We start from the raw sequence: 1,062 nt of genomic DNA, 5'->3' as shown, positions 1-1,062 counted from the left end.
CTTCGCGACGTCGTTGATCTGATTCTGTACGCCGGCAATCTGCTGATTGGTGTAGCTGTTAGCCTGCTGTACGCCCTGTGCAACCGAACTGTTCAGCTGGCCAACGTTGACCGCATCGGTGTCCGCCGTACCCGCCGCAACGTTCGTAATCTGCCGCTCGTTGCCCGCCGAACCCACCGACACCGTGTTCGCACGATCGGCGACCGAACCTGCGCCCAGCGCCACCGAGTTGTCCGCGGCAGCACTGGCGTTCGAACCCAGCGCGGTGCCGTTGTTGCCTGTCACCGTAGCACCCGAACCTGCCGCCGTACCACCCGGCGCGGTGCCCGGCGCTGCAGCATTTGCCACAGCTTGATCGCCACCGTTCGTCTGAGTGTCGGTCGCGTTGGAGTACGGGTTTGAACCGCCACCCGAACCAATGCTATTCGTAAGGCTCGTCACCTGGCTGTCAATGGTCGCCACCTGATTCTGCAACGTCGACAGCTGGCCGAAGTTCACCGCGTCGTACTGGCTCGTGCCGTTGGCGACGTTGGTCAGCACTACCGGGCCAGCCGACAGTCCACCGCCCAGTGTCACGCTGTTGTAGTTCGGCGTGCCGTTGGCGTTCGTGTCATAGGTCACCGCTGCCATCGCCTGACCGTTGTCACCGATCAGTCCCGTGGACTTCAACTGCGCCACGTTCACCGCATCGGTGTCGACAACGCCCGCCGCCACGTTGTGAATCGTAACTGGACCGGTCGCCTGTCCGCCGCCCATCGTCACGCTGTTGTAGTTCGGCGTGCCGTCCGCGTTCTGGTCGTACGTCACGGCCGCAACCGCCTGACCGTTCTCACCGATCAGCCCAGTGGCCTTCAGCTGGGACACGTTCACTGCGTCCGTGTCGGCCGTACCTGCCGCCACGCCCGTCAGCACGCGCGCACCCGCCGTCCCGGTGAAGTCCACCGCTGCACCGTCCGTGCTTGCGCCGACGGTCAGGTTCTGGCCCGCAGCCGACTGCTGCACCAGACCGATCGAGCCGCTGGACAGCTGGTTCTGCACGTTCGTGATGTCCGTCGTGTTCTG

The 1,062-nt window shown here is 64.4% G+C and carries 1 protein-coding gene; it reads right to left on the bottom strand.

What is annotated here, in order from left to right:
- Window positions 1-1,062: YadA family autotransporter adhesin (locus KHO33_RS41875; protein ID WP_407946236.1), on the bottom strand; the 1,062-nt coding region annotated here is incomplete at both ends.

The organism is Paraburkholderia nemoris, assembly GCF_905221015.1.
GTDB classification, from domain to species: Bacteria; Pseudomonadota; Gammaproteobacteria; order Burkholderiales; family Burkholderiaceae; genus Paraburkholderia; species Paraburkholderia nemoris.
Note: the sequence above shows the minus strand (reverse complement) of the source record. Positions and strands in the feature narration are given on the sequence as shown.